This window comes from Pseudovibrio sp. Tun.PSC04-5.I4, assembly GCF_900104145.1.
In the GTDB taxonomy this organism is placed as follows: Bacteria; Pseudomonadota; Alphaproteobacteria; order Rhizobiales; family Stappiaceae; genus Pseudovibrio.
Window position 1 is genome coordinate 4,257,224 of record NZ_FNLB01000006.1, and the last position, 24,394, is coordinate 4,281,617.

At 49.9% G+C, this 24,394-nt stretch carries 26 protein-coding genes; 12 read left to right on the forward strand and 14 right to left on the reverse strand.

Annotated elements, in window-relative coordinates; all coding sequences use genetic code 11:
* The first annotated feature begins 103 nt into the window (after positions 1-103).
* The 3 genes from rpsD (at position 104) to BLS62_RS24955 (ending at position 2,414) form a co-directional block, all read left to right on the forward strand.
* Positions 104-721, forward strand: coding sequence for a 30S ribosomal protein S4 (gene rpsD, locus BLS62_RS24945; RefSeq protein WP_093187624.1), 618 nt, complete (start codon positions 104-106; stop codon positions 719-721).
* A gap of 156 nt (positions 722-877) precedes the next feature.
* Positions 878-1,843 (forward strand): tRNA 2-thiocytidine(32) synthetase TtcA, encoded by a 966-nt coding sequence (gene ttcA, locus BLS62_RS24950; RefSeq protein ID WP_093189587.1) that lies wholly within the window; start codon positions 878-880, stop codon positions 1,841-1,843.
* 265 nt (positions 1,844-2,108) lie between these two features.
* A complete protein-coding gene (locus BLS62_RS24955; RefSeq protein WP_093187627.1) occupies positions 2,109-2,414 on the forward strand; it encodes a hypothetical protein in 306 nt (101 codons plus the stop codon).
* Positions 2,415-2,418: 4 nt separating this feature from the next.
* On the opposite strand, the gene BLS62_RS30840 is transcribed toward BLS62_RS24955, so the two are convergent.
* The 6 genes from BLS62_RS30840 to BLS62_RS24980 all read right to left on the reverse strand — a co-directional run bounded on the left by BLS62_RS30840 (position 2,419) and on the right by BLS62_RS24980 (position 7,320).
* Positions 2,419-2,610: a hypothetical protein gene (locus BLS62_RS30840; RefSeq protein ID WP_143521597.1), complete on the reverse strand. Its 192-nt coding sequence runs from the start codon at positions 2,608-2,610 to the stop codon at positions 2,419-2,421.
* Positions 2,611-2,706: 96 nt separating this feature from the next.
* Complete coding sequence (locus tag BLS62_RS24960; RefSeq protein ID WP_093187631.1) at positions 2,707-3,369, reverse strand: HAD family hydrolase; 663 nt, start codon at positions 3,367-3,369, stop codon at positions 2,707-2,709.
* A gap of 116 nt (positions 3,370-3,485) precedes the next feature.
* Positions 3,486-3,821 carry a Grx4 family monothiol glutaredoxin gene (gene grxD / locus BLS62_RS24965; protein WP_093187634.1) on the reverse strand — a complete coding sequence of 112 codons (336 nt, stop codon included), beginning with the start codon at positions 3,819-3,821 and terminating at the stop codon, positions 3,486-3,488.
* A gap of 131 nt (positions 3,822-3,952) precedes the next feature.
* A complete protein-coding gene (locus BLS62_RS24970) occupies positions 3,953-4,186 on the reverse strand; it encodes a BolA family protein (RefSeq protein WP_093187638.1) in 234 nt (77 codons plus the stop codon).
* Positions 4,187-4,300: 114 nt separating this feature from the next.
* Positions 4,301-6,505, reverse strand: a complete 2,205-nt coding sequence (gene purL, locus BLS62_RS24975) for a phosphoribosylformylglycinamidine synthase subunit PurL (RefSeq protein ID WP_208991256.1) — start codon at positions 6,503-6,505, stop codon at positions 4,301-4,303.
* Positions 6,506-6,729: 224 nt separating this feature from the next.
* Positions 6,730-7,320 (reverse strand): hypothetical protein, encoded by a 591-nt coding sequence (locus tag BLS62_RS24980; protein WP_208991087.1) that lies wholly within the window; start codon positions 7,318-7,320, stop codon positions 6,730-6,732.
* 284 nt (positions 7,321-7,604) lie between these two features.
* On the opposite strand from BLS62_RS24980, the gene BLS62_RS24985 reads away from it, so the two are divergent.
* Positions 7,605-8,588 (forward strand): HlyD family secretion protein, encoded by a 984-nt coding sequence (locus BLS62_RS24985; protein WP_208991088.1) that lies wholly within the window; start codon positions 7,605-7,607, stop codon positions 8,586-8,588.
* 18 nt (positions 8,589-8,606) lie between these two features.
* Complete coding sequence (locus BLS62_RS24990; protein WP_093187641.1) at positions 8,607-9,656, forward strand: FUSC family protein; 1,050 nt, start codon at positions 8,607-8,609, stop codon at positions 9,654-9,656.
* A 63-nt stretch (positions 9,657-9,719) separates the two neighbouring features.
* On the opposite strand, the gene BLS62_RS24995 is transcribed toward BLS62_RS24990, so the two are convergent.
* On the reverse strand, positions 9,720-10,256 hold the full coding sequence (locus BLS62_RS24995; RefSeq protein WP_093187644.1) for a peroxiredoxin-like family protein: 537 nt from the start codon (positions 10,254-10,256) through the stop codon (positions 9,720-9,722).
* Between the two features lie 142 nt (positions 10,257-10,398).
* Here BLS62_RS24995 and BLS62_RS25000 point away from each other — a divergent pair, with 142 nt between their 5' ends.
* Together BLS62_RS25000 and chrA are read left to right on the forward strand one after the other, a co-directional pair.
* Positions 10,399-11,211 (forward strand): AraC family transcriptional regulator, encoded by an 813-nt coding sequence (locus BLS62_RS25000; protein ID WP_093187647.1) that lies wholly within the window; start codon positions 10,399-10,401, stop codon positions 11,209-11,211.
* A 97-nt stretch (positions 11,212-11,308) separates the two neighbouring features.
* Positions 11,309-12,535 (forward strand): chromate efflux transporter, encoded by a 1,227-nt coding sequence (gene chrA / locus BLS62_RS25005; protein ID WP_093189596.1) that lies wholly within the window; start codon positions 11,309-11,311, stop codon positions 12,533-12,535.
* Positions 12,536-12,595: 60 nt separating this feature from the next.
* On the opposite strand, the gene purQ is transcribed toward chrA, so the two are convergent.
* The 4 genes from purQ to purC form a co-directional block, all read right to left on the reverse strand.
* The gene (gene purQ / locus BLS62_RS25010; protein WP_093187650.1) at positions 12,596-13,267 is read right to left on the reverse strand and encodes a phosphoribosylformylglycinamidine synthase subunit PurQ; all 672 of its coding nucleotides are present in this window, start codon (positions 13,265-13,267) and stop codon (positions 12,596-12,598) included.
* Between the two features lie 48 nt (positions 13,268-13,315).
* Positions 13,316-13,423 (reverse strand): phosphoribosylformylglycinamidine synthase-associated small membrane protein, encoded by a 108-nt coding sequence (locus tag BLS62_RS32305; RefSeq protein WP_200798570.1) that lies wholly within the window; start codon positions 13,421-13,423, stop codon positions 13,316-13,318.
* A gap of 36 nt (positions 13,424-13,459) precedes the next feature.
* The gene (gene purS, locus BLS62_RS25015; protein ID WP_093187653.1) at positions 13,460-13,699 is read right to left on the reverse strand and encodes a phosphoribosylformylglycinamidine synthase subunit PurS; all 240 of its coding nucleotides are present in this window, start codon (positions 13,697-13,699) and stop codon (positions 13,460-13,462) included.
* A gap of 197 nt (positions 13,700-13,896) precedes the next feature.
* On the reverse strand, positions 13,897-14,661 hold the full coding sequence (gene purC / locus BLS62_RS25020; RefSeq protein WP_093187656.1) for a phosphoribosylaminoimidazolesuccinocarboxamide synthase: 765 nt from the start codon (positions 14,659-14,661) through the stop codon (positions 13,897-13,899).
* 357 nt (positions 14,662-15,018) lie between these two features.
* Here purC and BLS62_RS25025 point away from each other — a divergent pair, with 357 nt between their 5' ends.
* Together BLS62_RS25025 and BLS62_RS25030 are read left to right on the forward strand one after the other, a co-directional pair.
* Positions 15,019-15,342, forward strand: coding sequence for a DUF1476 domain-containing protein (locus BLS62_RS25025; protein WP_093187659.1), 324 nt, complete (start codon positions 15,019-15,021; stop codon positions 15,340-15,342).
* 178 nt (positions 15,343-15,520) lie between these two features.
* The gene (locus BLS62_RS25030; RefSeq protein ID WP_093187662.1) at positions 15,521-16,288 is read left to right on the forward strand and encodes an HpcH/HpaI aldolase family protein; all 768 of its coding nucleotides are present in this window, start codon (positions 15,521-15,523) and stop codon (positions 16,286-16,288) included.
* A gap of 69 nt (positions 16,289-16,357) precedes the next feature.
* On the opposite strand, the gene rpe is transcribed toward BLS62_RS25030, so the two are convergent.
* The 3 genes from rpe to BLS62_RS25045 form a co-directional block, all read right to left on the reverse strand.
* Positions 16,358-17,026 carry a ribulose-phosphate 3-epimerase gene (gene rpe, locus BLS62_RS25035; protein WP_093187665.1) on the reverse strand — a complete coding sequence of 223 codons (669 nt, stop codon included), beginning with the start codon at positions 17,024-17,026 and terminating at the stop codon, positions 16,358-16,360.
* Positions 17,027-17,124: 98 nt separating this feature from the next.
* Positions 17,125-18,114, reverse strand: coding sequence for a symporter (locus tag BLS62_RS25040; protein ID WP_093187667.1), 990 nt, complete (start codon positions 18,112-18,114; stop codon positions 17,125-17,127).
* Positions 18,115-18,346: 232 nt separating this feature from the next.
* On the reverse strand, positions 18,347-18,832 hold the full coding sequence (locus BLS62_RS25045; protein ID WP_093187670.1) for an Lrp/AsnC family transcriptional regulator: 486 nt from the start codon (positions 18,830-18,832) through the stop codon (positions 18,347-18,349).
* A 156-nt stretch (positions 18,833-18,988) separates the two neighbouring features.
* Here BLS62_RS25045 and BLS62_RS25050 point away from each other — a divergent pair, with 156 nt between their 5' ends.
* From BLS62_RS25050 to BLS62_RS25060, 3 genes are all read left to right on the forward strand, one after another.
* Positions 18,989-22,474, forward strand: a complete 3,486-nt coding sequence (locus tag BLS62_RS25050) for an indolepyruvate ferredoxin oxidoreductase family protein (RefSeq protein ID WP_093189599.1) — start codon at positions 18,989-18,991, stop codon at positions 22,472-22,474.
* A gap of 234 nt (positions 22,475-22,708) precedes the next feature.
* Positions 22,709-23,278 (forward strand): TetR/AcrR family transcriptional regulator, encoded by a 570-nt coding sequence (locus BLS62_RS25055; RefSeq protein ID WP_093187673.1) that lies wholly within the window; start codon positions 22,709-22,711, stop codon positions 23,276-23,278.
* 6 nt (positions 23,279-23,284) lie between these two features.
* The gene (locus BLS62_RS25060; RefSeq protein ID WP_093187676.1) at positions 23,285-24,376 is read left to right on the forward strand and encodes an efflux RND transporter periplasmic adaptor subunit; all 1,092 of its coding nucleotides are present in this window, start codon (positions 23,285-23,287) and stop codon (positions 24,374-24,376) included.
* Positions 24,377-24,394 lie beyond the last annotated feature (18 nt).

The following is a 24,394-nucleotide window of genomic DNA, read 5'->3' on the forward strand; positions in this document are numbered from 1 at the left end:
ATTTGCCAGGACCGCTGTCAACCTTTGTAGGCTTTTGGGTTTACAAAGGAAAGGAGGGCGCGTTTCCTTTAAAATTACAGATAAACGCTAAGGAAACTGCGAAATGTCTAAGCGCCAAAGCGCCAAGTATAAACTAGATCGCCGGATGGGTGAAAACATCTGGGGTCGTCCTAAAAGTCCTGCGAACCGTCGTGAATATGGCCCAGGCCAGCACGGTCAGCGTCGTAAGGGCAAGCTTTCTGACTTTGGTGTGCAGCTGCGCGCAAAACAGAAGCTTAAGGGCTACTACGGCAACATCTCCGAGAAACAGTTCCGTAAGACTTATGATGAAGCTTCCCGTCAGCGCGGTGATACTTCTGAAAACCTTATCGGTCTGCTCGAGTGCCGTCTTGACGCAGTTGTTTACCGCGCAAAATTCGTTCTCACAGTGTTTGCTGCTCGTCAGTTCATCAACCACGGTCATGTGAACGTTAATGGTCGCCGCGTAAACATCGGTTCTTACATGTGTAAGCCTGGTGACGTTGTTGAAGTTCGTGAAAAGTCCAAACAGCTGACAATGGTACTGGAAGCAGTACAGTCCGCTGAGCGTGACGTTCCTGACTACATTGACGCTGACTCCCATAAGTTGACCGCGACATTTGCTCGTGTGCCTTCTTTTGGTGACGTGCCTTACCCAGTTCAGATGGAACCAAACCTGGTTGTGGAATTCTATTCCCGCTAATAGGTTTAGTCTTGAACTTGTTGATTTGGGCCGCCTTCTGGGTGGCCCTTTTCTTTTGCCCAATTGGCGGGCTTGTCTGCAATTGACCTTGGTGCAGGGCGGCGGTATAGCGCTCAGGCCGTGTCCAAGTCATCTAGCAGAGCAGATATGAAGCCCATGAGCACCTTCGACCCCAGCGATGTTGTTAAAGCAGCAGAGATCGAAAAGACATTTGATCCTGATTGCCACCCGCTCTTTCGTCGTGTGCCGAGCTCTGTATCTTTCAAGAAACTACGCAAACGGCTGCTGAATGAAACACGTCAGGCTATCGACGCGTACAAGATGGTTCCTGACGGAGCAACGCCTGAGAAGACCAAGTGGTTGGTTTGTCTTTCTGGCGGTAAAGACAGCTACACATTGCTGGCTGTTTTGATAGATCTTAAATGGCGCGGCTTGCTGCCCGTTGATTTGATCGCCTGTAACCTGGACCAGTCTCAGCCGGATTTTCCGCAGCACGTTCTTCCTGAGTTCTTTGAACGCTATGAGATTCCAAATAAAATCGTGCGCGCAAACACATACGGTGTCGTGAAAGAAAAGCTGCCTGAAAACAGCACCTATTGCTCTTTATGCTCACGTCTGCGGCGAGGCATTCTTTATCGCACCGCGCGTGAATTGGGCTGTGAGGCCATTGTGCTTGGTCATCACCGCGATGATGCACTGGAAACGTTCATGTTGAACATGTTCCACGGGGGGCGTATGTCCTCTATGCCGCCAAAGCTGGTGAATGATGATGGCGACCTGATGGTGTTGCGTCCGCTGATGAATTCTTGCGAAGCGGATATAGAGAAGTTCTCTGCTGCAATGGAATTCCCGATCATCCCTTGTAACCTTTGTGGCTCGCAGGACGGATTGCAGCGCGTTCTGATTAAACAGATGTTGCAGGATTGGGAAACTGCGACACCGGGGCGCTTGGGTATTATGGCTCGGGCCTTGTCTCATGTAAGCCCATCTCATTTGCATGATCCTAAGGTATTCGACTTCAAAGGCTTGCGTCCGAATATGAGTGTACAGAGCGGTGAAGACGCAGAGCCATGTGCAGCAGCGTTGGCGATGACTGAGAAGTTGTTGGGCGATGAGATTTAAGACCGAAAATACTTCGAGTTTTTTGGCGACTGCATTTATTGATATGGTAGCTTTTTAGGATGCTCCTGTAATTAAAGTACAAAAATCCCATCAAATAAGTATGAAAACAACTTTGTTTTATGGATTTTATAAAGATTATGTCCAGAAGGCCACGTGTAATCTGAAGGCCGATCATTTATTGCAAAATCTGTATCCCAGTTTCGGGTTTTGTATTCTCAGTTTTCTCGATGTGACTTTTCCGCACAAATATCATTGGAGAGCAGCTATGAATATGATTATCGACGGCTTGAACGGCATCGGCTGGAAGAAGCAGAAAGATACTGCTGATGAGGTTTGCCGATGTAACTCCTTAAAGGAACATTGGATTCAGCATTCACGAAAGAGCTGGCCTGCAAAATGCGGTAATGTTGGGTGTCACAATAAACCCACGCATGGTGCGCATGTGAAATGGTTGAGTGGCAGTCGAAGCCTTATTATCCCACTGTGTGCCAGCTGTAATAAGCAAACTGAGCGCTTTAACGTTCGAGACGGTATTGTTACCGTTGCCAAGTATCAATTGCAGTGCGGTTAGCGGACTATTTCATTCCACCATAATACTTACAGGCACCGGAACCAGTCAGTATGGATGGCTTCTGAAATACGGTTATTTGATTACATTCGTACCGTGCAAGGCCCTCTTTGTTGGTTGGAACAATGCTTGCGGCAACTGCACCCATTGTGGTGCCTGCCATAAGACCGAGTATTAGAACTCTCAGATAAACTTGCATCTCTCATCCCCCGATGATCTTCATTTGATGAGATGTTTTTAGCAGGGGGACTGTGAGAGTGACCTGAGAGTGATATTCATATTGGGTTCAGAAGTGTTAAACGGTAAGGGTGCTCCAGTTAACCTTTAGGAGTTCTGCGGTTTCAATTGCTTGTTCAAATGCATCGATGCTGAATGGGGTCATTTCCTTTTCATGAGGCGCGATATGCAGTGCTCTCCAACCTGCAGCGCGTGCCGGGTTTATATCTTTCTCCAAATTGTCACCGATGAACAGAGCTTGATTTGCAGAGAAACCGTGCTTGGATTCTAGTTTACGGAGTAGTCCGACGCTTGGTTTGTTTTCTGCTGGGAATGCATCTCCACTTGCATATGCAAAGTCAACATAATCAGAAACGTGCAGTTGGTTCATGACAGCCCATTGGAAACTTGATGGTCCGTTGGTCAGGATACCCACCTGACAATTGTAGTGGGATTTGAGCAACGCTATTGCATGGAAGATACCTGAGAAGGGCTTTTGACACTCCGCCCAACGCGTTGTGAAGTGCTCCAGTGCTTCTTTTTGCTGGGCGACGGACATATGAGGGAAACACGCATTCACGGCTTCCATGCCCGTGTGTGCTCCATTGTGCATCATATGGCGAAGCCAGACATTGCTGTGTTTGTTGAATTGCTCGCCGAAGATTTCATGAAACATTTTGGGGTAGGAGGCTTTGTGATGGCAGATCGTGCCATCCAGATCGAATATAATTGCTTTGAACATGAGTTTTGAGCGCTCCCGAGAATACTCTGAAATCTTATGCTCTTTTGGCGTGATAACAATAAAAAACGGGCCCTCAAATGAAGGCCCGTTTTGAAACTTGGTGTGTCAGCAGAGACTTATGCAGCTGGTGCTGTCTCGATGCCTTTTTTTGTCAGTAGAGCCTGAAGTTCCTTGGACTGGAACATCTCGCGGATAATATCACACCCGCCTACGAACTCACCTTTGACGTAGAGCTGTGGGATTGTTGGCCACTGGCTGTAATCTTTGATGCCCTGACGAAGGTTATCATCTTCCAGAACGTTATGGCCGACGTATTTTACGCCGATATAGTCCATAATCTGCACGCACTGACCTGAGAAGCCACACTGTGGGAAGCTCGGTGTGCCCTTCATGAACAGCACAACATCGTTGTTATCTACTTCGTGCTTGATCCAGTTATTGATATCGCTCATTTCGTCGAATTCCTTTCGCTCGACCGGGGTCAAAGCCCAGTGACCGTGATTGTATTTTTGTTTATGGTGCGGCCCCTCATATGGGGAATTGCATTTCTAATACAAGACAAAGGTCGCACCGTTAGGTTTTGTTATTCCGGGATAGATGTTTGCAACGCGAGTGCATGCAAATCGCCACCCATTTTCCCTTTGAGAGCCTGATACACCACCTGGTGCTGCTGCACGCGGGATTTTCCGCGGAAACTTTCTGAGATAACGACGGCGGCGTAATGATCACCATCACCGGCCAAGTCTCTGATTTCCACGTGTGCGTCCGGTAAAGCCTCTTTAATAAGGGACTGTAGTTCGCCTGCGTCCATGGCCATGAGTGTGCCTCCTTGCCCAACTGGGTTGCTTCTGTTTGGTTGCTTCCCTCTGTGGTTAAAAGAGGGAAGCGAATCTTATTTTAGAACTCAGTTTAGCAGTTCGGTGGACGAGTATCAGCTCGCCTGCATAAAATGCGGGAACCATCCCTCGAAAGCACTATTCAGCTTTTCAACTGACACACTGATTTTATCGCCGAGGATAAGAGTATCACCACCTGTCTTACCGATTTCTTCTGTGCTGATACCAGCGTCGATGGAATCTTCTAAGAACGCAGCAAGTTTATCCTCTGCCACAGTCACTATATAGCGACTTTGATCTTCGCCAAACAGAATTGCATGAAGGTGTTCGCCGGAGATTTTTACCCGCGCCCCGACATTGCCTTTGAATGCCATCTCAGCTAGCGCAACAGCCAGACCGCCGGAAGAGATATCGTGGGCGGCGGTGATACGGCCCTCAACAATAGCTTCGCGGACGAAGGTGCCGACCTGTTTTTCTTTTTCAAGATGGACCGGAGGAGGTGCCCCTTCTTCTCGGCCCAGCACTTCCTGTAGGTACTGGGAGCAGCCAAGGTGGGTTCCATGTCCGCCAAGAAGTACGATGGTCTCGTCAGCTTTCACAAATGCATTGCCAACGCGCTGATTAATGTTTTTCAGCAGGCCTACGCCACCGATAGCCGGTGTTGGCAGGATGCCTTCGCCGAAGGTTTCATTGTACAGGGAGACGTTACCGGAAACGATCGGGGTTTCCAGCACTTCACATGCCTCACCAATGCCTTTCAAGCAACCAACGAACTGGCCCATGATCTCTGGCTTTTCCGGGTTGCCGAAGTTCAGGTTGTCGGTGATTGCCAGCGGCAGAGAGCCGACAGCGGACAGGTTGCGGTAGGTTTCTGCAACAGCCTGCTTGCCACCTTCAAATGGGTTTGCGTAGCAATAGCGCGGGTTTACGTCCACGGTGAACGCCAGACCCTTGTCTGTACCTTCTACGCGGATCACACCAGCATCGCCGCCCGGAGTGGCAGCGGAGTTGCCTTGAATGAGCGTGTCGTACTGCTCATAAACCCAGCGACGGGAAGAGCCGTTCGCGCCACCCAGAAGCGTCAGCAGAGCGTCTTCGTAGTTCTCTGGCTCTTCAATGGCTGAAGCTGCAATTGCCTCAGGTTCTGCCCACTGTGTCCAAGGACGATCATATTCAGGAGCTTCATCGCCAAGTTCTTTGATTGGCAAATCCGCGACCACTTCACCGTGCTGGCTCACAACAAAGCGACGCGTGTCTGTGGTGACGCCACAAAGTGCGAAATCCAGTCCCCATTTGATGAAGATGGCTTCTGCTTCTTGTTCCTTGGATGGTTCAAGCACCATGAGCATGCGCTCTTGGCTTTCTGAGAGCATCATCTCGTAGGCGGTCATGTTCTCTTCACGAGCCGGAACTTTGTCGAGGTCCAGATCTATACCGAGGTTGCCCTTTGCACCCATTTCAACTGCAGAACAGGTGAGGCCGGCGGCGCCCATGTCCTGAATTGCGATAACAGCGCCGGTTTTCATCAGCTCAAGGCACGCTTCCATCAGGCACTTTTCAGTGAATGGATCGCCAACCTGAACTGTTGGGCGCTTCTCCTCAATGGAATCGTCAAATTCAGCAGATGCCATGGTTGCGCCGCCAACACCGTCGCGACCCGTTTTTGCGCCGAGGTAGACCACTGGAAGGCCAACGCCTTTGGCTTCTGAGAGGAAGATCTTGTCTGAATCGGCAAGGCCAGCTGCAAACGCATTCACCAGACAGTTGCCGTTGTAGGATTTGTGGAACTCGACTTCGCCGCCAACAGTTGGCACGCCGAAGGAGTTGCCATAACCGCCAACACCGGACACAACACCTGACACGAGGTGGCGTGTGCGTGGATGGTCTGGGTCACCAAAGCGCAATGCATTCATAGCCGCGACAGGGCGTGCGCCCATGGTGAACACGTCGCGCAGAATGCCGCCAACACCGGTGGCAGCGCCCTGATACGGCTCAATGTAGGATGGGTGGTTGTGGCTTTCCATTTTGAAGACAACAGCCTGGCCATCGTCAATATCAACAACGCCGGCGTTTTCGCCTGGGCCTTGGATGACGCGAGGGCCGGTTGTTGGAAGTGTCTTCAACCATTTCTTGGAGGATTTGTATGAGCAATGCTCATTCCACATGGCGGAGAAAATTCCCAGCTCGGTGAAGGTTGGCTCTCTGCCAATCAGCTCCAGAATGCGAGCGTATTCATCATCCTTAAGACCGTGGGCCTCAATGAGTTCGGGGGTGATCTTGACGGTATTTTGGATCATCACACTCAGAATATTTGGGCGCACAGCGCCGGGGCCAAATGTCACGGGCTGCTTAGCAGAATTCACAGCAAAAAGGAAACATTAGGACGTTAAATTTTGCAAGTTTTCTGTCGGGAAATTGTAATGGGCCGCGCAGCGGAGTGGGGTTTGGGTCTACGGATCGGTATGTGCTAAACTTTTGACCTGCTTGCAAAATTTTTCACATGAGAGATGCTGTTACGTAACCTTTAAAAAGTGACTTCACCCTTAAGGGTTGAGACTGAAAGCGTAATGTTTGGGAGTTGGATTTTGCTCCATGTCCCACTTCCCTTTGCTGAAGACCATTTGTTACTGCCACCTAAAATTGCCCAGGTTCCTGAATAAGTGCCGCCTTCTATCATCGTGATTTCAAAGTTGATGGCAAATGGGTTGCCATCTTTATCTTTCAGGCTGCAAACACCGCCCCCTTGTACCTCCATGTTTCGCAGCACAGCACCACCGAAACAACTGCCAGATACGAGTTCGAAAGGGTCCTCGGGGTTTGCGCTGAAAAAGACATAGTCCGCGTTAATCCGCTTGAGGTTCAGCTTGTCGGTAATGACCGCATTGTTGTAGAGGCCGAAAGTTGCCAGCTTGCCCGTATGTGAAAAACTGGCTGCGCGGACATCAACTTGCTCAGCTTGAGCGGTGGCTAATGAAGTGGCTGAGAAGAAAACAGCTGCTGCAAGGGTGGCAAAGGTCGTGATTAACTTCCGACTGTTGGCCATTGGTTTTCTTTCTTCGGGGTTGGGCTGCCTCGTGCAACCTCCATGTTCATCCGCAGATGCAATCACATTCACTGGGTTATATTCAATGGAAGTTTGTAGGGCTGGTTAGCTTTTTATGTCGCGTTTTGCAACGACAGTAGGTTAAAATTTTACCCTTCGGAAACATTAGTTAACATGTTGTATTTACTACCTACTTTGAATTAGGAGAGTTGGGTTTCATGATTTTAAAAGGTTCAGGTGCGATGCTGTCTCGTGCCTCCAAATAGGCGCTTTTAGACCAGTGCTGCATGTTGGTCGTCTAACAAGAATTCACCAATGCTTGTGTACAGCGTAGTGTTAGGTGAGCGGAGATAAGAGTGCCTGGAGGCATTTTTCATATAAGTGGACCGATCAAGGTTGTCATTGGCGCATGCGCCTTGATCGGCACTTATATGGTGCAGGATTATTACTTCACCTACACAGCTGATGCTTATGTTTCTGCCGATGTTGTTCTGGTGGCACCGGAGATCTCTGGATTTGTGACAGAGGTTCCTGTTGATCGGAACAAGCAGATCGGTGCAGGTCAGCTGCTGATGCAAATCGACCCCGAGCCTTTTGCTCTGTCGGTTCAGGAAGCGCGCGCTGATGAAGCCAAGGCCCTTGCCAATCTCAGAACTGCAGAGGCTGAAGTGCAGGTTGCCGAAGCGGCTATAACGGCCGCTGTTGCGAAAGTGTCAAACTTTGCCGCGAAACAACAGCGCTTTGAGGAACTGACAGATAATGGGTTTGTGACCCAGCAGCGGTTGGACAACATCACACTTTCTTTAGAAGAGGCGAATGCGGAAACGGATGGCGCGCGGGATACTTTGCGTGCAGCTACGCATCAGGTGGAGGTGATGCGGTCCAATTACGATGCAATGCGAGCAGCAACAGCTTTGGCTCAATATAACCTTCGGAAGTCATCATTGTTGTCTCCCGTTGACGGTGTGGTGAGTGAATACACGGTTAACCCTGGCAATTATGTATTGGAAGGGATACCGCAACTTGCGCTGATCACGAACAGGAACTGGCGCATTGTCGCAAATATTGTGGAACGCCATGCAGCGCGACTGAAACCGGGGCAAACAGTTTGGTTTCAGGTCTCCAGTGATCCTTACCGCATACATAAAGGGACTGTCCGCTCCATTGGGCGGGGGATTTCGCGCAGCATAACGGATCCACGAGTGCTTCCCTATATTCCGCTCACAACGGACTGGATCCGATTGTCTCAGCGGTTTCCTGTCGAGATCGATATGGGAGAACTTTTGGAAGACCACAAACCCATGCATGGGGGAGATGCGCGCATCTTCCTCGTTCATTGAGCGAGGGAGACCCAAGGCATGTTGTTTAATTACACTTACGGATTGAGAACGAGCCTCATCGTTACTCTCGCTGCGGTTATAGCTCTTGTTGTAGATACGGATGACCCTTGGTGGGCCGGTATGTCGGCGATGACCGTTGCCAATGCTGATTGGACGAATGTGTGGCGCAAAGGCATGCAGCGTATTCTTGGGACTGTTCTCGGCGGATTTAGCGGTTATTGGGTTGGTTTGGCTTGCAAAAACTATGAATTTTTTCAATGGCTTGCAGTTGCAGGGTTTGCATCTTTTGCTGTTTACAAGCGGATGGAGAGCCCAAATTATGCATATGCGTGGCTTATGGGCTCAGTGACGGCGTTGCTTGCCGTATATATATCGCTGCTTGAGATCGATAACCTGTTTTACCTCATGGTGGACCGAACCATAACGGTGGCAATTGGTGTGGCTACAGCTGCTGTGGTTTCCTACTTTTTTATAGAAGGCAGCTCGGTTGAGGTGGGCATCGGACCAGCCTTACCTCCCAACATAGATAGTTTAGATCCTAATTGGGTTTTTGCTTTGTGCTTGAGTGGCGCGGTTGTTGCTATTCTAGCGCCTATTATCTACGTGGGCCACGATCTGACGGCAATGGTTCAAATTATCATCACATCGCTTGTGGTGCTTTATGGGCCTGTCGTCTCGGTCAAGAAATTTGCACTTAACCGTAGTTTGGGATGTTTGATTGGCGGGGTAATGGGACTCGGCTTTGTGATGATTGGCATTCAGTCATTTTTCTGGTGGGTGATCATTCTGGCGGCGGGACTGTTTTTTCTTGCAGGGCTACATCATGGGAGCAGTTACTGGGCTTATGCTGGCACGCAGGGAGGGTATGCCTTTGTTATCGCGGCTTTGGCCTCCAAGGGTCCGGTCAACGACATTGACCAGGTGCTCGATCGCCTAGTAGGAACCGTGCTTGGTGCTGTTATTGCAATTATTATATTAATTATGGTGCGTGTTTGGCAGGGGGCAGAACTGGGCGATATCGAGCATTTGGCGCGAGAGAAAGCTGAAGGGGATGCTGGCGACCAATAAAAAAGAGAGACTGCAAGAAGCAGCCTCTCTGTGCATCAAGAATACTGTTTGTGGTAGTTACGATTAAAGTGCTCCGGTGTATTCACCGCGAGCTGGATAATCATTCTTGATGCAAAAGTCGAGTGCGCCGAGCATTGGTTTGAAGTCCGGGCGTGCAAACGGCATTGTCTGAACATTGCCGAAGTACAAAGTGCCGTCTGCTCTGACGAAGAACAGGCCAGGTTCTGCGAACAACTCAGGTTCTTCGATACCGATAGAGGTTTTGCCGCGACCAGCGGAGAGGAAGAGACCCCATTCGCGAGCTTTCGTCAGGGTTACACCATAACCAACACGCAATTTGTCTGCTTTAATGGCATTGGCAAAGGTCTGGGCGCGATCTTCTGTGTCTGTTGAAAGGGCAATGGTTTTTACGCCGCGCTCTTCAAATTCTGGGGTGAGACGCTCCAGCTCTTTCAGGTAGCTTGCACAGATGGGGCAATGCAAACCACGGTAGAACACAACAAGGGTCGCAAAGTCGGGGGTTTCGGCTGACAGATCAAATGTGCCACCACCGAGAAGATTTGCAGTTAAGCTTGGGACGGGCTTACGAGGGATCAGCATTTTGTTCTCCAGAACTGCGTTTCTTTTTGTTGCTTTGCTCAAGTTTTATGAGATGAGCGATCAGCAGTGGTTGTTTCGTGTTTAATATGATATTGAACGTTTGATTGCTTTTTGTACCAATAAACATACCGAGAGTCCGGATATGGCGACAGAGCTTGCTGAGATCTTACCACGAGAGCTTCGATATGACCGCCTTTCTGCGTTAATTGAGCGGTTCAAGGTAGAAGCACACGTCCTGCATAACACTGAAGAAGACGTGTTGGAGGGTAACTTCTTCATTCTAAAATGTGTGCAAGGTTACAAGAAGCTGGTGTTCCTTCCTTCTACGCCCAACAATTCGACTTTAGCGCGTAGTTTGTGCGAAAATATGGTTGTTCTGGCTGGAGCCAAGGTCGTGTTTGGCGGGCCAGGGTCTCAATTAGGCAAAGCGCTTCCGAATTTTGTCGAGATTTATCTGCATGAAGCGCCGGATCTGGAAAGCCTTGCTGATCTGGTGGTTGAAGAAGTGCTTTCGCCGCGGTGTGGTGGCTCTGCAGTGATTAACCGCCTCTGCGAAGTGGTTGTTATTCGGTTGCTTCGCCATGCCGTGCGCTCAGGTGGTATCGGAACTGGCTTGATCGCAGGACTGGCTCACCCCAACATCGCGCAGGCACTGGTTGCTATCCACGAAGGGCCTGCGCAGCCATGGCGACTGGAAACACTGGCCGAAGTTGCAGGCATGTCACGCACGCAATTTGCTGTGGTCTTCAAAGAGGTTATGGGCGAAACACCGGGGTCATATCTCAGCAACTGGCGTCTTGCCTTGGCTAAGTTAGATTTGGAAGCGGGGCGCCCCTTAAAGAGCGTTGCCGCTCGTGTTGGCTTTGCCTCCCCAACGGCGCTGTCTCGTGCCTTTCAGCGCCGGTATGATGAATTACCGCGCAATGTGAATGTCAAAACTATTGTTGCTGCGTAGACCCGAACCATTGAGTTTTTTGCTTTTGTCATACTGTCATAGCTATACATTATGAGCAGACCATCTTTTAATTTTCATGACAAGCATGAGCCCGCAAATGAGTTTTTCCGAACGTCCCTCAAATCTGCCTGAAGTGCATCCGCAAGGGCACGTGATTGAAGTTTTTCTTGCGTTTTTAAAGTTGGGATTGACTTCTTTTGGCGGCCCGATTGCGCATCTTGGGTATTTCCGTGAGGAGTTGGTCAAGCGCAGAAACTGGCTAACTGAAGAAGCTTATGGTGATCTGGTTGCCCTTTGTCAGTTTTTACCGGGGCCGGCGAGCAGTCAGGTTGGGTTTGGGCTTGGTTTATTGCGTGCCGGTCCGCTGGGCGCTCTCGCTGCCTTTCTGGCGTTTACGGCTCCCTCAGCTGTGCTGCTGATTGTGTTTGCGACTTGGGCAAACGCGTTTTCGGGTCCTATTGGCCTTGGGTTGATCCATGGATTGAAATTGGTGGCTGTTGCTGTGGTTTCTCAGGCAGTTTGGGGCATGGCGAGAAATTTCTGCGTTGACCAAACTAGAGCGGGACTTGCGTTGGTAGCGGTCATTCTCATAGTGTTTTTTGGCGGGGCATTTGGTCAGATTGCAGCCATTGTTGCTGGTGGATTAGGTGGATATCTGCTGTGCCAATCTGATGATCTTGTGCGTAAACCCGAGGCATTGTTTCGTTTGAAGCGACGTACTGGTGTGATTGCTTTTGGGGTATTCGCTGTCTTGCTTCTTGGCTTGCCGTTGGTCAGTGGTATGGCAGAAGATCCGCTGCTGGGTGTGTTTTCCGGGTTTTATCAGTCAGGTTCTTTGGTTTTTGGCGGTGGTCACGTTGTGCTTCCCCTGCTGGAAGCAGAGGTTGTCGGAAAAGGCTTGGTAAGTGAAACCAGTTTCTTAACCGGATATGGGGCGACGCAGGCTGTACCTGGACCACTTTTCACTTTTGCCGGATATCTGGGTGCTGAGATGCAGACTGGATACAGTGCGTGGATTGGTGCTAGTGTTGCGCTTGTCGCAATCTTTCTGCCAGGCTTTTTATTGCTCATCGGCGGATTGCCATTCTGGTCTGTCTTGCGGCAAACACCGGCAGCTCGTGGTGTGATGGCAGGTGCGAATGCAGCTGTGGTTGGTGTGCTTGGAGCTGCGCTCTACTCCCCTGTCTGGACCAGTGCGATACTAGAAGCTAAAGATTTTGCTGCTGCACTCCTTGGTTTTGTCCTGCTTGTTTCCTTCAAGGCTCCGCCGTGGGTGGTTGTGGTTGTTCTGGCGCTCACTGGTGTTGGGTTTGCGTTGGTCTAAGCAAAGAAAAACCCGAGTGCAGACCACCCGGGTTTTTGAAATTTTGGCGCTTGGTGCTGATTAGGCAGCCAGGCTTTGCATCACACTTTCAAACAGCGCACGGCCTTCAATGCCACCATGAAGATCCTCAATGAGGTTTTCAGGGTGAGGCATCATGCCAAGCACGTTGCCGTTTGCGTTGGTGATGCCTGCGATGTTGTTGAGGGACCCATTCGGGTTGGTGCCATCTGCATACCGGAATGCAACGCGGCCTTCGCCTTCAACTGCTTTCAGCGTTTCCGCATCAGCAAAATAGTTGCCGTCGTGGTGCGCAACAGGACAACGCCAGACTTTGCCTTTTTCCATATGGGAGGTGAAGGCACTGTTGGTGTTTGTTGTTTCCAACATAACTTCCTTACACACGAAGTGTAGGGAAGCGTTGCGCATCAAAGCCCCTGGCAGCATGCCAGCTTCTGTCAACATCTGGAAGCCATTACATACACCAAGCACATGACGACCCGCACCAGCTGCAGCTTTCAGGGCTGGCATGATGTTGGAGCGTGCTGCAATGGCGCCGGAACGCAGGTAATCACCGTAGGAAAAACCGCCTGGAAGCACATAAAGGTCTGCTTCTGGCAGCTGCGTTTCGGTATGCCAAACTGTGGCAACAGACTGGCCGGAGATCTGCTCCAGCGCTTTGATCATATCACGGTCCCGGTTTGAGCCGGGAAATAGGATCACTGCGGATTTCATGAATGTATCCTCTTGGGTGGAGGGTCCGCTTGTCACAGACGAGGTGTTTTACAGCAGTAAAAATACAGCAAGAACGGAGAGAGCAGCTGGCAAGCCAATGAAGATGATGGCTTTGATTACCATGAACCGAATAATACGGCCTGTGTCCTCTTGCACGTTCTTGTCCTCGCAGGTTCGGCTATCGGCTTTCAGCTAGAGAAGCTCGATAGAATAGTTTTCGATGACTGTGTTGGCCAGCAGCTGCTCACACATCGCTTCGATATGGGCTTTTGCCTGATTTTCGCTGCGATCAGTCAGTTCAAGGTCAAACACCTTACCCTGACGAATGCCTGCAACACCTTCAAAACCAAGAGAACCAAGGGAGCCTTCAATTGCTTTACCCTGGGGATCTAGAACGCCGTTTTTAAGAGTAACGGTGACACGTGCCTTCATGGTTCGATCTGGTCCTTCCTACCGAAATTAAGGGGTTTTAGGTGCGTCCTTGAGCACCATTCATTCTTGCGCGCTTCATAGCGCGGGAATCTTTGCTGGGAAAGCAAAATCGACCCGAGGTCGTGATATAGTCGAATTCCCCTAGGTCGGTTTGCTGCCCCAAAATGCAAAACGGGCCAGAGCGGCCCGTTCGACGTTTATTTTACAAGAGTTGGTCCAGATTGGCCCGGACGGTCGTTGTCAATCAAGATACCAAGCCTGCGGGCTACTTCCTGATAGGCTTCAACCATTCCACCCATGTTCTGGCGGAACCGGTCTTTGTCCAGTTTCTCGTTGGTTTTGGTGTCCCACAAGCGACAGCTGTCTGGTGAGATCTCATCTGCCAGAATGATACGCATCATATCGCCTTCGATCTGACGTCCAAATTCGATCTTGAAGTCAACGAGACGGATATCAACACTTATGAACAGACCGGAGAGGAAGTCATTGATGCGAATGGCGAGAGCCATAATGTCATCAAGTTCCTGCGGGGCTGCCCAGCCAAATGCAGTGATGTGTTCTTCAGACACAAGCGGATCACCAAGCTCATCATTCTTGTAGTAGAATTCAATGATGGAGCGTGGGAGCTGTGTGCCTTCTTCCACGCCAAGGCGCTTGCACAAGGAACCAGCTGCAATATTGCGGACAACAACCTCGATCGGGATGATTTCCACTTGATGGATCAGCTGTTCGCGCATGTTCAACCGACGAATAAAATGGGTTGGGATTCCCATGTCATTCAGATTGTTGAAAATGTACTCGGAAATCCGATTGTTCAGGACGCCCTTTCCATCAACAATTTCATGTTTTTCGTTGTTGAAGGCTGTAGCATCATCTTTGAAGTGCTGAATCAGCGTTCCCGGCTCAGGACCCTCATAAAGGATCTTGGCCTTGCCTTCGTAAATTCGCCGACGGCGGTTCATAAGCACTTACCATTGCGTTTGTGGAACAATTACTACGGGCGACGTAGGGGTGGAAACAAAAGCCTTGCAGATCGTTGGTGCCAATTGGCTCAAATGACCTGCCAAAACTTCGTTTTCACATCTATCATCGGTGCGAAAATCGCGATCCCGCCATGCGGCGCGGAACTTAACCGACTTTTGGGAAAAGTACAAATGTGTAATTTAGTTGGCCTTACGGCTTATTGAAAATCAGTCCGATTACAACTAATGGCTTTTGACCTACAAATAGAAGTTGCGTACAATGATTCACGTAGTTAATAGCGTGGCTTGTAAGGAGGGGACGGACCTTTTTACATTGGCTAAGCTAGGAGGAAATAGATGACCACGTTTGACAAACGAGCTGATGCGTTTGAAGGCGGTTTCGCACTTGGATCTGAGCTTGCATTTAAAGCGACTGTACGCCGGGACAAGATGCTTGGCCTATGGGCTGCTGATAAGCTTGGGTTAGCCGGGGACATTGCTGAAGAGTATGCCAACAAAATCGTTGTAACTGATCTTCAGGAACCTGGCGACGAAGACATGTTTGCCCGCATCACCAAAGATTTTGCTGATGCCAAGGTGGATCAGTCTGAACACCAGATTCGCCGTACAATGGAAGAGCTGATGATTGAAGCTCAAAAGGAATTTTCTGAGCAAGCGTAAGCTCTCAAAGACCCTTTTGAAGGCCATCTGATCGCGCCTTTCATAAAAGAATTTGCCGTTTTCCCGAAATTGCGCTGGGGAGACGGCTTTTTTATTTGTTAAACTAAGATTTCGTGGATGAATAAGTGCCAGTGGCCAGATTGTGGTGAACTGATGCTGAGTTGAGATGAGAGGTTGCATGGCTGAGAATATGTGTCTGGCAGAGAAGCTAAGAGCGGGACAAACGATTGTAAGCGCCTGGGCAAGCTTACCTTCTCCCATTTTTTCCAATCTGTTTTTGAAGGGCGGATATAAAGTCATCACACTGGATTTGCAGCATGGGCTTCAGACCGCCGCCGAGGCTCGCGATTCTATCAAGGACATCATTGCCGGTGGCGGACATGCGGTTGCGCGGACCTGCGTGGATGATTTTAAAACCGCCAGCTGGTTGCTGGATGCTGGCGCGGAAGTGATTATAGCACCGATGATCAATTCAGTTGCTGACGCCAAAAAACTGGTCGAGTTTTGTAAGTATCCCGCGCTTGGAGCACGCAGCTATGGGGCGTTCGGGGCGATGCTTAATTCTGGTGTGCCGATGGAAACTTACTTTGAAGGTGCCAATCAGAAGACACTCGCGATTGCGATGATTGAGACACCGGAAGCATTGGCTGCTTTGGACGAGATTTTGCAAGTTGACGGGCTGGACGGTGTTTTTGTCGGTCCTGCGGATCTGTCCTTAACCGTTTCCGGCGGCGCACGCGTTGAGCCTGTTGCTGATGCCTCTTTGGAGATGCAAAAGCTCATTGCAAAGAAAACACGGGCTGCAGGCAAGATTGCTGGCATCTATTGCGTTTCTAAGGGCCACCTGCAGCATTCAAAGGCTGCTGGCTACCAGTTTATGACTTTTGGCACCGATGCGACGCTGTTTATCAATGCTGCTGCTGAGGCTGCGCAGGCACTGGATTAAGCTTCTCGTTTTTCAAATAAGAAAGGCCGCTGTTGAAGCGGCCTTTGTGCATATGGAGTTGAGCAGGATTTATGCCTGAGTTGCCGCGCGGATGGCTGCAATGTTCTGACGGTAGCTTTCAACTGTGCCGCCCTTGAATACGGCAGAGCCAGCAACAAGCGTATCTGCGCCAGCTTTTGTGACCAGCGGCGCCGTTTCTGTGGTCACGCCGCCGTCAATCTGAATACGGATCGGGCGATCACCAATCATCTTTTTGATGCGTTCGACTTTTTCAATCTGGGACATGATGAATTTCTGGCCGCCAAAGCCGGGGTTCACAGTCATAACCAGAATCAAGTCGACGCGATCTAACACGTATTCGAGGCAGCTCTCGGACGTTGCTGGGTTTAGTGAAACGCCAGCTTTTTTGCCCAAATTGCGGATTGCCTGAAGAGAGCGATCGAGATGCATCGTCGCTTCCGCATGGACGGTGATGTAATCGGAGCCTGCTTTGGCGAACGCTTCCAGATATGGATCACAGGGTTCGATCATCAGGTGTGTGTCGAATATCCTATCGGTGTGGGGGCGGAGTTTTGCTATGACGTCTGGGCCGAAGGTGATGTTTGGCACGAAGTGGCCGTCCATAACATCCAGATGGATCCAGTCTGCCCCAGCTTCCACAACATCTCTAATTTCCTGACCCAGTTTTGAGAAGTCGGATGCCAAAACTGAAGGTGCAATTACGAGTGGCTGTGCCATAGCTGGGTTTCTCCTTAGGAAGACTATTTTTTGAGCGGCTACCATGGTCGGTAAAAAGAGGCAAGAGGGCCAAAATGTGCAGTACTGTTGATCCTAAACTAGGTCTGTCTGTTTTCGGCTGCTTTTGCACGCAGAGCAAGCGGTCTCAGTATCCACGGTAGTAAATATATCGGGAATTGTGCAAAGGCGAAAAAGAGCCATGCAAGTTCGGGGACTGTTCCCCCTAACGCGGCAACCATCAGGCCCAAATTGCGACTGGCCACTCCGTAGGATGCGATAAACGCGTTTTGCACGCCCGCTGACAGAAAGCTCAAGTAAGTCAGGAGGAACTGGACAGTTGCGATGGAAAAGACGGTTAAGAACAGTGCTGCCGCTTTGAATGGGGAGGTCCAAGCAAAATCTGCCACACCATCCATGGCTGCAACTGCAAATACGAAGAGTACGATACAGTTCAAACCGTTGATCTGGTCTGTTGCGGCGTCAATACGTTTCGCTCCAAGGGCGTAATATAAGAAACGCCCAAGCAGCGCGGAGCCCAGAAGGAAGCCAGCAAGGTTTAGTGCAAGATCATATGGATTAACTTGCAGTGAGGCCGGCAGGATCATTGAAGCAAAGAATGCCGTGGTGAGCGGAGCTGCGATCAGAGCGAGTGTTGAGATCGTTAAAGCCAGCGCTCCATTCATGCCGTACATCCAGATGAAAATCGGAGTGGACATGACCGGCGGAGCTGCGGACACCATAAATAGGGCAGTTAAAACGCCTACATCGATCTGGTCGAGCCCAATTTGCCAGCAGGCGAGAGCGACAAGGGCTGGAAGAAAGATCATCTGCCAAAGGGTCGCTGCAATGGCGAGTTTAGGATGTTTGAGCTGACTGGCTATTGCGGTGTTGTTGACACGCACAAAACTGAGAGTGAGCAGGATAAAAATTGCGGGCGTGAGAAATAACCTAAGGGCTTGTGCAATGCCGGGAAGGAAAAGCCCGAGAAAAATGGAGATCGCGATTGCGTTCATTCCATTTTTGCCAAGATATCCCAGCGCAGTGTTGATGTACCCTAAGATTACGCGGATGAGATTGTATGCTCGCATAGATTAAAGTCGTTTGTTTTAACAGGTCCTATTCCAACTGCTTTCATGCTTTTTTCAAGCGTATCGCATGTTGAGAACCCCGGATCATTTTTTGGCAATACACCTTAATCGACGTGGACCCTTTGGTTGAAAGAGACCACGCGACTAAATCATATCAGTCGAATTTGAACAAATATTTCAGATCCAAAGGGGTTAAGGAGAAAGGATCCTCACTTAAGCTGGACCGTGATTATCAGCTCGCGAATTCCCTCAGAGGGAGAGAGACTGTTTCCTTAATTGTCGAAACGACAATGCGGGACTGAACATCTGAGATCAGCGAGTTGTCCAGCAGCTTCAAGCGGAGGAAGTCATCATAGGATTTAATATCAGAGGCGACCACTTTGATAAGGTAATCGACAGCTCCTGTGATGCGTTCACATGTGACGACTTCAGGCCATAGACCGATCAGTCGATCAAATGTCTCCATGTTTTCGCGGCTTGGGACATTGAGCTTCACAAAAGCATACGCAAGGAAGCCCAGACCGACAGCTTCGCGATCCACCAGAGCAGCTGTTTGTTTTATAACACCTGTCTCTTTGAGCTTCTTAATGCGTCTCCAGCATGGGGTCTGGCTCATTCCGGCTTCTTTGGCGATATCCGCGATAGATTGGGAAGCATCTTTTTGCAGAATCCGTAGAACGCGAATGTCGGATGGGTCCAATAAAGATTTTTCGCTCATATGCCCTCATAGGAATAATTTTTCGACTGAATACGTATTTGTAGGTAGGATAGCACAGAAATCACGTAAAAAAAGGATCACTATGGGCTAGGACGAAAGATTTGGTTTTGGCGGGGGGAACCGTCCACAACCATGATGGGAGAGGAGCTCATTGGAATGAACGTAAGTGTGCCACCGATCAGCCTGCATGACAAATATACCGCTGAAGCAGGCAATGTGTACCTGAGTGGTATTCAGACGCTGGTGCGACTGGCGCTGGATCGCGGCCGACTGGATCGTGCTAAGGGCTTGAATACAGGCGGTTTTATCTCGGGATACCGCGGGTCTCCAATCGCTGGCTACGATACTGAGCTTCAAAGATCACGCCAGTACCTCGATCCGCTGGACATTCAGTTCCAGCCGGGAGTGAACGAGGAACTGGGCGCGACTGCTGTATGGGGATCTCAAAAGGTTCGCCAACACGGTATGGGTTCTAGTTTTGATGGCGTTTATGGCATCTGGTACGGGAAGGCGCCGGGTGTTGATAGAGCAGGGGATGTGCTGCACCAAGCCAGTGCATCTGGTACCGATCCGAATGGCGGCGTCGTTGCACTTGCCGGTGATGATCATCTGGCAAAATCTTCCATTTTGCCGGCACAGAGCGAATTTTTCTTTCAACACGCAGAAATCCCTGTTCTGAACCCAGCTGATATTCAGGAAGTGCTCGACTTCGGTCTGCATGGGTTTGAGATGTCACGCTACACAGGTTTGTGGAGTGCGTTGATTTGCCTTGCGGACACCATGGATGCGTCAGGAGTTGTGTCTGTTGATCCGGGGCGTTTGTCGTTTAAACGACCTGTTGCTTTTGATCCGCGCAAGAATGCTGAATTAAACCGTGTGTTGCTGCTTGGTAATCGTTTGGAAACAGAGCGCTTATTGCGGGATATCCGCATACCAGCGGCTCTGACTTATGCGAAGGCCAATCGTCTGGATCATCTGGCCTACGGTGCGCAGAAGCCGCGGATCGGCATGGTCGCGACTGGTAAGGCCTTCCGCGATTTGTGTCAGGCGCTTCAGCTCATGGGGATCACCGACCAGCGCGCCAAAGAAATTGGACTGGCGGTTTACAAGGTGGGTATGCCTTATCCGTTGGAGCCTACCGCGTTTTCAAGTTTCGCTCGTGGGCTTGATAAGATCCTCGTTGTTGAGCACAAGCGTGCGTTTATTGAGCCTCAAATCAAAGAGATAGCTTACAACTGGCCAAGCAATCAGCAGCCAAAGGTTCTTGGTAAGAAAGATCATGAGGGTAATCCGTTGCTCTCTGATGTGCTTGAGCTTTCGATTGATGAAATGATCCGTGTGATCATGAGTTTCCTGCCCAAAGAGTACATCAATGACCAGATGCGCTCCGTGGCCGATACCATGATGCGCCAGCAAATGTGGGCGCAAGGTAATGGCGAGTTGGCAGCGCGGTCACCTTTCTTCTGTTCTGGTTGTCCGCATAACTCCTCTACGGTTGTGCCGGAGGGATCTCGCTCGATGCCAGGGATTGGGTGTCATGCGATGACCGAGATCAATGGCCGGACGACCGATGGCCAGATTGCAATGGGTGGCGAAGGGTCGCTTTGGGTTGGTCAAGCCAACTTTGCTCGCGATAAACATGTGTTTGCCAATATGGGAGATGGCACTTATTTCCACTCCGGGATTCTGTCTATTCGTCAGGCGGTTGCCGCTCGCGTGCCGATCACTTTCAAAATCCTTTACAATGATGCTGTTGCGATGACAGGTGGTCAGGAGTTGGATGGGTCTTTGACGGTGCCACAGCTTCTCAATCAGCTCCATGCCGAAGGTGTTGAGAAGGTCGTGCTTGTTACTGAACACCCTGATGATTATGCCGGGCGCCGTGATCTGGCGGTTACGGAGCCGGTTCATCATCGTGATGATTTGATGAAGGTGCAGAACGCGCTCAAAGAGTTCAAAGGCGTTTCTGCGATCGTGTTTGACCAGACCTGTGCTGCTGAAAAGCGTCGCCGTCGGAAAAGGGGTCTGTATCCTGATCCTGATCTTCGCGTGTTCATCAATGATCGTGTCTGTGAAGGGTGTGGTGATTGCTCCGTTCAATCCAACTGTCTTTCTGTTGAACCTATGGAAACGGTGTTTGGAGAAAAACGCCGGATCAACCAATCCTCCTGTAATAAGGATTTCTCTTGTGTGAAGGGCTTCTGTCCATCCTTCGTATATGTGGAAGGGTCGACGCTTCGTCAGGCAAAACCTGCTGATTTTGCGCTTGAAGAGCACGTCAGAAAACTGCCGGATGTTACGCTTCCAAGCTTGGAGAATACGCGCAACCTTCTTGTCGCCGGTATCGGTGGTATGGGCGTGACAACCATCTCTGCGATTGTTGCGATGGCTGCTCACATAGATGGTCTCAAAGCCTCAACACTGGATATGACCGGCCTTGCTCAAAAGGGTGGACCTGTTACGTCGCACGTTCGGTTTGCAGCGGCGACTGATACGATTGAAGGGCCGCGCGTTCCTCCTGCCCAGCTTGATGTGCTGATTGCAAGTGACATGCTTGTTGCGAGTAAGGCAGAGCAATTGTCGCTTTACCATAAGAACCGGACGCATGGATTTGTGAATGTCAACGTGACGCCGACTTCTGAATTCGTGATGAAGCAGCAGCAGTCATTTGATGTGAACAAGATGACCCGTACCCTTGAACAAGGGACGCATGATCTGCGTGCGCATGATCTTGCAGGTATCGCAGAAAAATTGCTTGGGGACTCGATCTTCACCAACATGATGTTGGTTGGGCTGGCATATCAAGCGGGGACACTGCCTATTTCGTCTCAAGCGATTGAGACCGCAATTTCCCTCAACGGGACTGCTGTTGAGAAAAACATCCGTGCATTTCAGGCCGGGCGTGTTCTTTATAGTAATCCTGATGCCGTTTTTGCTGCGCTTCCACGTATGGAAGCGGTTAAAGTGATGACTCTTGATGAGAAGATTGCATTCTTTGCCAAAGAGCTGATGGATTATCAAAACAAGCGCTACGCGGATGCCTATCTAAAGACGGTCGCTAAAGTTCGGGCTCGTGATGACGAGTTCGGTCCCGGTTCCATGGCTATGACCCATGCGACTGCAGAAATGCTTTATAAGCTTATGGCTTATAAAGATGAGTATGAAGTTGCTCGGCTCTACAGTGCGCCTGAATTCCGGCAAAAGCTGGAGGCTCAGTTTGCGCATCCGGGTGAGTTGAAGATTCTTCTCGCGCCGCCAATACTGCCATCAAAGCCTGATGCTAAAACGGGCCGTCCGCAGAAACGTGCTTTTGGCCCGTGGATTTTTAAGGCGTTTGAGCTGCTGGTTTCCTTCCGCCGTTTACGGGGAACTGCGTTTGATCCGTTTGGATATGCGCAGGAACGCAAAGAAGAAAGAGCGTTGATTAAGCAGTACACCGAGGATCTGTCACTTGTTTCTGCCAAGGTTGGAACAGCCAACTATGGTTTGATGTGTGAACTCCTGAACCTGCCTGATTCTATTCGTGGTTATGGGCCGATCAAGGATGAGAGCATCGTGATTGCGCAAAGTAGACGAGGAGAATTACTTGGTCAGTTGGCAGAGGATCCCACTACGGTAACTTTGAAGGAAGCGGCCGAGTAATCAGCCAATATTCACTGAAATTGCGAAATGCCGATCTGTGACAGGGTCGGCATTTTGTGTTTCAAGTCACAGTTGTACTGATTTCTCCCTACTATTCGTTTTCTGTCGGGCTGCTATCTCATTTATCTCAATTTTGAAACTTGTCTTTCCCAAACGATTCATATAAAAACCGACCGGACGGTACAGAAACCGACTGGACGGTACAGTCTTAACCTAAGGTAAATAGGTGCCAGTGTGGAAACAACAAGCGAGCATATTCTGGATGCTGTAGAGCGTCTCATCAGCGACGAAGGTACGCGTAAACTGACCATTGACGCAGTGGCAGCTGAAGCGGGCATGTCAAAAGGTGGGATTCTATACAATTTCTGCAATAAAAGAGAGCTGCTGCTTGGGGTAATCCGGCGGGCTGTAACGCAGTATCGGCAGAGAACATATGAGCTGAGTGATAAGCTTTCTGCTCAGGGGGTTGCTTGTCCAGTATTGCGGGCAAGTTTTGATATTTATCGTGACTACAGAAACAAAACAGCTCCTAAAGCGCTGTTTGCTCTTGCCGTTCAGGAGCCAGAACTGGTCGCGGAATTTCATGAAATGAGCGGAGAGTTTGCGCAAGCAATCAGCGATGAGGCGGATGACCCAGTTATTGGGCATATCTGTGAGCTGGTTGTTGATGGGCTTTACTATCGCGTTGCTATGGATATCGAGACCCGTAGCAGTGAAGAGATTGAAAAACTAATTGATCGTGTGCTGATGATCACTTCCCACAGCAGCCAGTACACCGAGATAAAAGCTGAAGTCGGAAACTAGGGTAAGATGCAGAAAATTAGCGAAAATAGAAGAATGGGGCGCCGGGGCGCTACCATTTTTGTTGGGGCCCTTGCTGTGCTACTTGCAGGGTGCCAGGAGCAAGACGTCGCTGAAGCGCCTAAAGAAGCTATCGTTCGGCCAGCGAGCGTGATGATCGTTTCCGAGATTGATGATCTGTCAACGCGTAACTTCACAGGTCGTGTTGATGCTGTGCAGACTGTCGATCTGGCATTCCGTGTTTCCGGCCAGCTTGTTGAGCTCCCTGTCTCTGATGGTCAGCGTGTCAAAAAGGGTGATTTGATTGCTGCCCTTGACCCAACCGATTATGAGAATGTTGTTCGTGAGGCTCAGGTCAATTATGAGCAAAAGAAGAAAGATCTGAAGCGCTTTGAGACGCTGAAGAACAAACAGGTTATTTCTGAAGGTAAATATGATGGTGCGAAGACTGCCTTTGATTTGGCAGAGGTAACACTGGACAAAGCCAAGCAGAACCTTGGATATACTAGGATCGTTGCTCCATATGATGCTGTTGTAACCTCTCGCAGCCTTGATAACTACGCGATCATCAAAGACGGTAACAGCATTGTCCGTCTTCAGGATGTGAGCGAAGTGCGCATTGATATCAACGTGCCTGAAACGCTATTCTCTCAAGCAACAGAGTCTTCTGTTTTGAAGATGACTGCTGAGTTTCCTTCCCATCCGGGCAAGGTGTTTCCTCTGCAGTACCGTGAGCACAGCACCGAAGCCGATAAGGTTGCACAGACCTACCGTGTGACACTGGCTATGGATAACAAATCTGGCTTCAACATTATTCCCGGCATGACAGCGAGCGTTAAAGTTAGCCTCAATGGTCTTGGGAACCGAGATGAAACAGCCTTTTTTGTTCCAACTTCCGCAGTGGGCGCAGCGCCAGATAAGAGCGCATACGTTTGGGTTGTGAACCCGGATGACAAGCGTGTGACGCGTCGTTCTGTAACCCTTGGAACTATTTTGGGTGCTTTTATTCCGGTTCTGTCCGGTTTGAAAGACGGTGAAATGATTGTGACTGCTGGTGTAAGCCACCTTGATAACAATCAGCTAATTGTACCGAAGCTGTAAGAGCAGGCGTCTAGGAGT